Here is a 7078-nt window from a genome sequence, read left to right as displayed (position 1 = left end):
GTCCCCTCCCCCTGTCCCCCTCCGACCCACCCACCCGTCGCGCCCACCGGCTGAGGTTGCAACTCCCTGATGTCGAGTCACCACACCGCGCCCGCGCGGGAACCAGCACGGCTACCGTCGTACGTGGCGGTTCACCGAGAGGTTGAGGGGGCGTACGCGGCATGAGTCTCGACGACGAGCGGAACGGCGGCCTCTACGGCGGCTCGGGCGAGACCCGGACACGGCTCCCCGAGGGCGAGGGAGGCGGCCAGGACGTCTACGGAGGAGCGCGCAGATCCAGCCGTTCTTCGTCACGAAGCCTCGTGACGGTGGTCGGTGTGGTGGTCCTCCTCATCGCGGCTATCGCGTTCGCGAATCGTGGCGGCGAGGACGCCGGGGGCGGCGGCGGTGACGGCAAGAAGGCGGGGGCGGATCCCACGGCCCCCACCGGGGAACGGCCGGTCGACGGCAAGACGTCGGGCATTCCTTCCGGGTACGCGAAGAGCGAGCAGGGAGCGCAGTCCGCTGCCGCGAACTATGCGGTGGCGCTGGGCTCGGCGGACATGTTCAAGCCCGACCTTCGCCACGGCATCGTCAACACCGTCTACACCCCGCAGGCGGCCGCCCAGCGCCAGAGTTCGCTGGACAAGGTGTACTCCGGCAAGGAGTTCTTGACCGGCATCGGGCTGAACCCCGACGGCAGTGCGCCGAAGGGCACGACGTTCGTCTCCCGCATCATCCCCGTGGGCACCACGGTCAAGAAGCTGAGCGGCAATTCCGCGACCGTGGACATCTGGTACTCGTCGCTGTTCGGCCTGGCCGGGGAGAGCGCCAAGAACCCCGTCTCCGAGAGCTGGTACACGAACACGTACGAGCTGCGGTGGGTCGGTGGCGACTGGAAGGTCGCCGACTTCAAGCAGAAGGACGGCCCCGTTCCCGTCGGGCGCGACCAGAGGGCTTCCACGGCAGACGACATGGCGAAGGCTGTGGAGGAGTACGGAGGGTTCACCTATGCCCGCTAGCAATCGCCGCCGCACCCTCACGCTGGCCGCAGCAGTCACCACCGTGCAGACAGCGGTGGTCCTCTTCGCGACGCATGCCTTCGCCGCACCGGAACCCGATGACGACCCCTGCGATCTCATCCGCGGCCCGGCCAAGGAGTACTGCGAAAAAGGCAACGACGGCGGCAGCGGAGACTCCAGCGGCAAATACCCCACGGAAGACCCCCTCACCTCCTCCCTGGACCCCCTCTCCTCCCTGGCAAAGGGCTGCGCGGACGCCGCGTCCTGGACCGTCGACAAGCTCTCCGAAGCCGTGAAGAAAACCGCCGAGGTCGACTTCACGAACCCCAGCTTCCTCAAGCAGTACGCAGTCGTCTTCGCCGCGTCCACCATCCTGACCCTGCTCCTGTGGCTCCTCGCCGTCGCCAAACGCGCAGTGAGAGGCGTCCCCCTCACCACCGCGCTTTCCGAAGCCATCGGATTCCTCTGGCTGACGGTCCTCGCCTCCGCGTTCACGCCGCTGATCCTCTACACGGTCGTCTCGGCGGCCGACGGCGTGAGCGACGTCATCGCGAAAGCGACCGGCGGCCAGACGGACACCTTCTTCGGGACGTTCTCCGAAGCCCTGAAGAAGGGCGAGGACATCGGCGGCGGCCCGATCATGCTGATCGTCGTCTCGCTGGTCTCGATCCTCGCCGCCGGCGTCCTCTGGCTGGAGCTCGTCATCCGGGCCGCCCTGCTCTACGTGGGCGCCCTGCTCGGCACGGTCGTGTACGCGGGTCTGGTCGACAAGAACCTGTGGACGCACGTCCGCCGCTGGGCGGGCATCATGATCGCCGTCATCCTCGTCAAACCGATCATCGTCATCGTGCTCGGCCTCGCCGGGGCGCTCTCCGCCGACGACGGGCCCGACGCGTTCTCGGCGGTCGTCTCCGGGCTCTCGATCATCCTGCTCGCCATCTTCGCGAGCGCCATGATCTACCGCTTCGTGCCGGGCTTCGGCGACGAGATCGCCAATTCCCGCAACAACCGCATCTCCCAGGGCGCCGAGAACCGCGCCGCGGCCGTCATCACCTCCCCCGCGTCCCTCGTGTCCCAGGGCATCAAGACCCACAGCTCCCGCGGCGGCGGAGGCGGCGGCAACAACCAGCCGCGGCCCGCCAACGCGGTCAGCGGCGGCGTCGCCGCCCACAGCAGCCGCACCGGCGGAGGCGGCGGGGGCGGCGGCACCGGCGGCTCATCGAGCGGCGGCGGATCTGTCCCATCCGCCGCGCCCCCGCCCAGGGGCAGCGCCACCAGCACTCCGCACGCACGCAACCGCGGCGGAGGCGGCTCAGGAAACGGTTCCACTGGCAGTACCAAACGCACGGGAGGTGAAGGGCGTTGACGACTCAGTCCCACGTGTCGCAACCGATCGCGCCCCGCCGCACATATCTGATCGGCCGCGCGCGGCCGAACGCGATCGTCGGCAAGAACCGGGAGACCGGCGAGATCGCGCTGATCATCGCGGGAGCCTTCATCGGGATGATGTGCGGGCTCCTCGTCCCCGTCCTCTCCCTGCGCATCGTGCTGCTCATGGGCTTCCCCATGCTCGCGATCGCCGCGGTCTACGTCCCCTACAAGGGCCGCACGTTCTACAAGTGGTTCGAGATCAACCGCAGCTTCAAGCGCTCCCTCAAGCGCGGCACCGCCTACCGCTCCGCCACCCCCGAGGCGGGCGTCCGCCTCGACGGCAAGGAGGTCGAGGTCGGCCCGCCGCCGGGCATCGGACGCATCAGCTGGCTGGCCGCGCCCTTCGGGCCGGATGAAATCGCCGTACTGCTGCATGCCGACCGGCGTACCGTCACCGCCGCCATCGAGATCGAGGGCCCGGGCGTCGGGCTTCGCGACTCCGAGGACCAGGAGGCGCTCGTCGACCGGTTCGGGACGCTGCTCAAGCACGTCGCGAACGGCGACGGCTTCGTGACGCGCCTCCAGATGCTCGCGCGCACCCTCCCGGCCGACCCGGACGCCCACGCCAAGGACGTCACCGTACGAGGCGACGACCGGGCACTGCCCTGGCTCCAGCAGTCGTACGAGCAGCTCCAGTCGATGGTGTCCACCAGCAGCGAGCAGCACCGCGCGTATCTCGTGGCCTGCATGCACTACTCCCGCGATCTGGCCGCCGAGGCCCAGGCCATGGCCCGCGCCAGCCGCCCGCACGGCGGCCGGAAGCTGGACAAGGACGCCGGTCTCGCCGTCGTCATGGCGCGCGAACTGACCGACATCTGCTCGCGGCTCCAGGAAGCCGACATCCGCGTACGGCAGCCGCTCGGGCAAGGGCGGCTCTCCTCGCTCGTGCACTCCATGTACGACCCGGACCACCCCATCGACCACATCCAGGCGATGACGAAGCGCAACGCCTGGCCCGCCGAGCTCGACGCCCTGGAGCCCACCTACCTCCAGGCCAAGACCCGCGAGTCCTCGACGCGCGCTCCCTGGTGCCACGCCACGGCCTGGGTGAAGGAGTGGCCGATGACCCCCGTCGGCGTGAACTTCCTCGCCCCTCTGCTCGTCCACACCCCGGACGTGATCCGCACGGTCGCGGTGACCATGGACCTCGAACCCACCGAGGTCGCCATCGAGCGCATGCTGACGGAGAAGACGAACGACGAGGCGGAGGCGAGCCGTCAGGCCAAGCTGAACCGCACGGTCGACCCGCGTGACATCGCGTCGAACTCCCGTCTGGACCAGCGCGGCGAGGACCTCGCGAGCGGCGCGGCCGGCGTCAATCTCGTCGGCTACATCACCGTCTCGTCCCGCTCCCCCGAAGCCCTCGCACGCGACAAGCGCACCATCCGGGCCTCGGCCGGGAAGTCGTATCTGAAGCTGGAGTGGTGCGACCGCGAGCACCACAGGGCCTTCGTCAACACGCTGCCGTTCGCGACCGGCATCCGACGCTAGAGCTGAGGGCTGCCAATCATGCGGGATCCGCTGACCATCCTCACGGACGCCTTCACGTCCTTCCTGTTCGGGAAGGTGGAGACGACCAGACTCCCGGTGCGTACGTCGACGGGGCAGGCCCAGGCGGTCTACCTGCCGACGGCCGCCCCCGGCCTCGGCGACTCGGGCGTGATCATCGGGCGCGAGGTGTACTCCGGCAAGGGGTACATCTACGACCCCTTCCAGCTGTACGGGCAGCAGCTCCCCGCCCCGCACTGGCTGGTGCTCGGCGAGTCGGGCAACGGCAAGTCGGCCCTGGAGAAGACGTACGTCCTGCGGCAGCTGCGGTTCAAGGACCGGCAGGTGGTCGTCCTGGACGCGCAGGGCGAGGACGGCGTCGGCGAGTGGAACCTCATCGCCGAGGAGCTGGGCATAACTCCCATCCGCCTCGACCCCACGGCCGCCCTCGACATGGGGATCCGCCTCAACCCGCTCGACCCGGCGATCACGACGACGGGCCAGCTCGCGCTGCTCCGCACGATCATCGAGGTCGCGATGGGGCACGGCCTCGACGAGCGCTCGGGCTTCGCGCTCAAGGTCGCCCACGCGTACGTGAACGAGACGATCGTCGAGCGCCAGCCGGTCCTCACGGACATCGTGGAGCAGCTGCGCCACCCGGAGCCGGAGTCCGCCGAAGCCATGAACGTCGCCATAGACGACGTACGGGCGTGGGGTCTGGACGTCGCGCTCGTCCTGGACCGCCTGGTCGACGGTGACCTGCGGGGCATGTTCGACGGCCCGACGACGGTCGGCATCGACCTGGACGCCCCGCTGATCGTCTTCGACCTCTCGCACATCGACCGCAACTCGATCGCGATGCCGATCCTGATGGCGATCGTCGGCGTCTGGCTCGAACACACGTGGATCCGCCCGGACCGCAAGAAGCGCATCTTCCTGGTGGAGGAGGCGTGGCACATCATCAACTCCCCCTTCGTCGCGCAGCTCTTCCAGCGGCTGCTCAAGTTCGGCCGGCGTCTCGGCCTGTCCTTCGTGGCGGTCGTCCACCACCTGAGCGACGTGGTGGACGGGGCGGCGGCCAAGGAAGCGGCCGCGATCCTGAAGATGGCGTCCACGAGGACGATCTACGCCCAGAAGGCGGACGAGGCGAGAGCGACGGGCCGGGTGCTCGGGCTGCCCCGCTGGGCGGTGGAGATCATCCCGACCCTCACGCCGGGCATCGCGGTGTGGGACGTGAACGGCAACGTCCAGGTGGTCAAACACCTGATCACGGAGACCGAGCGCCCCCTGGTCTTCACCGACCGCGCCATGACCGAATCGTCGGCGGACCAGTTCGTCGGCGACGAGGCGCTGCGGGCCGCGGATCTGGAGGCGGAGGAGCGTGCGGCGTACATGGAGCAGCAGATGAACGGTCCTTCGTCGTCGCGTTCCGGGGTGGCATGAGCGATGGGATACCGGGAGCCTGAGCCCGAGTACCGCGACCGGGGCGGGCGGCGCGAGTCACGGGAGCGGGGGGTTCCCGACGGCCTCCTGGTGGGCGGCCTCGCCTTCGTGCTCGGCCTGACCGTCCTCGTCTGGTCGGCGACGGGCCTCGCGGGCCTGTTCTCGCACGGCTCCTGGCCCGAGCACGTCACCTTCGGCAATACGCCGGTGGCGATGCGGCAGCTGGTACAGCAGCCCCACGACATCGCGGGCGCCTGGCCGGCCACCCCGGCCGCCCAACTCACGGGCTACGGCCTGTTCTGGGGCCTCCTGATCGGCCAACTGATGGTCCTGGTCGTCCTCACCATCTTCGTACTGGGGACGGTGACGAGGTGGCGGGCGGTACGGAGGGCAAGACGCGCGGGGGCGACTGCGGGTCCGGCTTCTGCGCCTGCGGACGTTCCGATCGAGCACGTACCCGACCAGCCCGCCCCCGCCCGCAGCCCCGCCGAGGACGTCCACCCGCCTGTTCCCGCTGTGGGCAGGCGTCCCGCAGGGCGATGGGGGTCCCCCCGCTCGAACGAAGTTGAGAGTGGGGGAGGGTGGGCACAGCCCACGATGCCGGGCGCCGGTGAGATGAGCGCCAGCCCCGCCGAGGGGTACAGCACCGAAACCCTGGGTACAGAAGCAGCCACGGTCCCCACCCCCCGTACCCCCTTGGTACTGGGCCCCGCAGAGACCCGCCGCGCGCACGCGATCCAGGCCATCCGCGACGCGGAAAGCGCAGCCCTGATCCTCACATCGGACCCCACCCTGTGGGAGGAAACCAAGGACGCCAGAGCGAAGCTCGGCCCAGTCCTGGTCTACGACCCCTCCCACCTCTGCGACACCCCCGCAAGACTGCACTGGTCCCCCACCACAAACTGCGAGGACAAGGCAGTGGCAGCCCAAAGAGCCACCGCCCTCCTCGCCCCCATAAGGCCAAGCGCAAAACTGGACAGCTCAGTAGCAGAGACATCGGAAACCCTCCTCCGCAGCTTCCTGCACGCCGCAGCGGTGGACGGCCGCCCCGTCAAGCACGTACACCGCTGGGCCCAGGGAAACGGCGTACAGGAAGCGGTCCGCATCCTCCGCACCCACCAGAAGGCCTCATCGGGAGCCGCGGGCGAGCTGGAGGCGGCCCTCACCGCGTATCCGGAACGCCGCGACATGGCCCAGGAGTTGACGGCCCGCGCGCTCTCCGCGCTCTTCACCCTCAACGTACGGGAATCCTGCACCCCCAACAGAAACGACGCCCTCACGCTGGATTCCTTCATCGATGAAGGGGGCACGCTTTTTGTGGTGGGTGAAGCGATCGAGGACCCCAAGTCACCCAAGGGACCAGGCGCGATGCCCCTCCTCACGGCACTCGCCTCAAGCGTGGTCGAGCACGGCCGGCGCATGGCCGAACGGTCATCCTCCGGTCGGCTCGACCCACCAATGACCCTGGTCCTGGACGACGTGGCCGCCGTCGCCCCGCTCCCCCAGCTCCCGGAACTCCTGTCCACCGGCGCGGACCGCGGCCTGCCCACACTGGCCCTCCTGCGCTCCCGCGAACAGGCCCGCACCCGCTGGCCCCACGCGGAACTCCCCGGCTAGCCCTCCCCGCCCGGACCAGCCCCACCCGGGCCAGCCCCTCCCGCACCGGCCGCGCCCGGACCGCCCCTCAGGGTCCCCGTCCTACCCCCGTACAACCC

General features: G+C 69.7%; 5 protein-coding genes. All 5 read left to right on the top strand.

Features of this window, described 5'->3' with window-relative positions; genetic code table 11:
* Positions 1-161 precede the first annotated feature (161 nt).
* Genes ACQKIP_RS34880 through ACQKIP_RS34860 form a run of 5 tightly spaced genes read left to right on the top strand, consistent with a single transcriptional unit; the run spans position 162 to position 6980 of the window.
* Positions 162-1001 (top strand): hypothetical protein, encoded by an 840-nt coding sequence (locus tag ACQKIP_RS34880; protein WP_365860192.1) that lies wholly within the window; start codon positions 162-164, stop codon positions 999-1001.
* Positions 991-2367, top strand: a complete 1377-nt coding sequence (locus ACQKIP_RS34875; protein WP_365860191.1) for a hypothetical protein — start codon at positions 991-993, stop codon at positions 2365-2367. The genes ACQKIP_RS34880 and ACQKIP_RS34875 overlap by 11 nt, the downstream gene beginning before the upstream one ends.
* Positions 2364-3923 (top strand): SCO6880 family protein, encoded by a 1560-nt coding sequence (locus tag ACQKIP_RS34870; protein ID WP_365860190.1) that lies wholly within the window; start codon positions 2364-2366, stop codon positions 3921-3923. Before ACQKIP_RS34875 ends, ACQKIP_RS34870 begins: the two co-directional genes overlap by 4 nt.
* Positions 3924-3941: 18 nt before the next feature.
* Positions 3942-5363, top strand: coding sequence for an ATP-binding protein (locus ACQKIP_RS34865; RefSeq protein WP_365860189.1), 1422 nt, complete (start codon positions 3942-3944; stop codon positions 5361-5363).
* Between the two features lie 3 nt (positions 5364-5366).
* Positions 5367-6980 carry a type VI secretion protein gene (locus ACQKIP_RS34860; RefSeq protein WP_365860188.1) on the top strand — a complete coding sequence of 538 codons (1614 nt, stop codon included), beginning with the start codon at positions 5367-5369 and terminating at the stop codon, positions 6978-6980.
* The last annotated feature ends 98 nt before the right edge of the window (positions 6981-7078 follow it).

Source organism: Streptomyces sp. NPDC059900, from assembly GCF_050270335.1.
Taxonomy (GTDB): Bacteria; Actinomycetota; Actinomycetes; order Streptomycetales; family Streptomycetaceae; genus Streptomyces.
The sequence above is the reverse complement of the archived record's forward strand: the minus strand, read 5'-3'. Positions and strand labels throughout refer to the sequence as shown.

Coding starts and splice junctions, on each gene's coding strand:
- ACQKIP_RS34880 (WP_365860192.1), top strand. CDS start 162: ATGAGTCTCGACGACGAGCGGAACGGCGGCCTCTACGGCGGCTCGGGC.
- ACQKIP_RS34875 (WP_365860191.1), top strand. CDS start 991: ATGCCCGCTAGCAATCGCCGCCGCACCCTCACGCTGGCCGCAGCAGTC.
- ACQKIP_RS34865 (WP_365860189.1), top strand. CDS start 3,942: ATGCGGGATCCGCTGACCATCCTCACGGACGCCTTCACGTCCTTCCTG.
- ACQKIP_RS34860 (WP_365860188.1), top strand. CDS start 5,367: ATGGGATACCGGGAGCCTGAGCCCGAGTACCGCGACCGGGGCGGGCGG.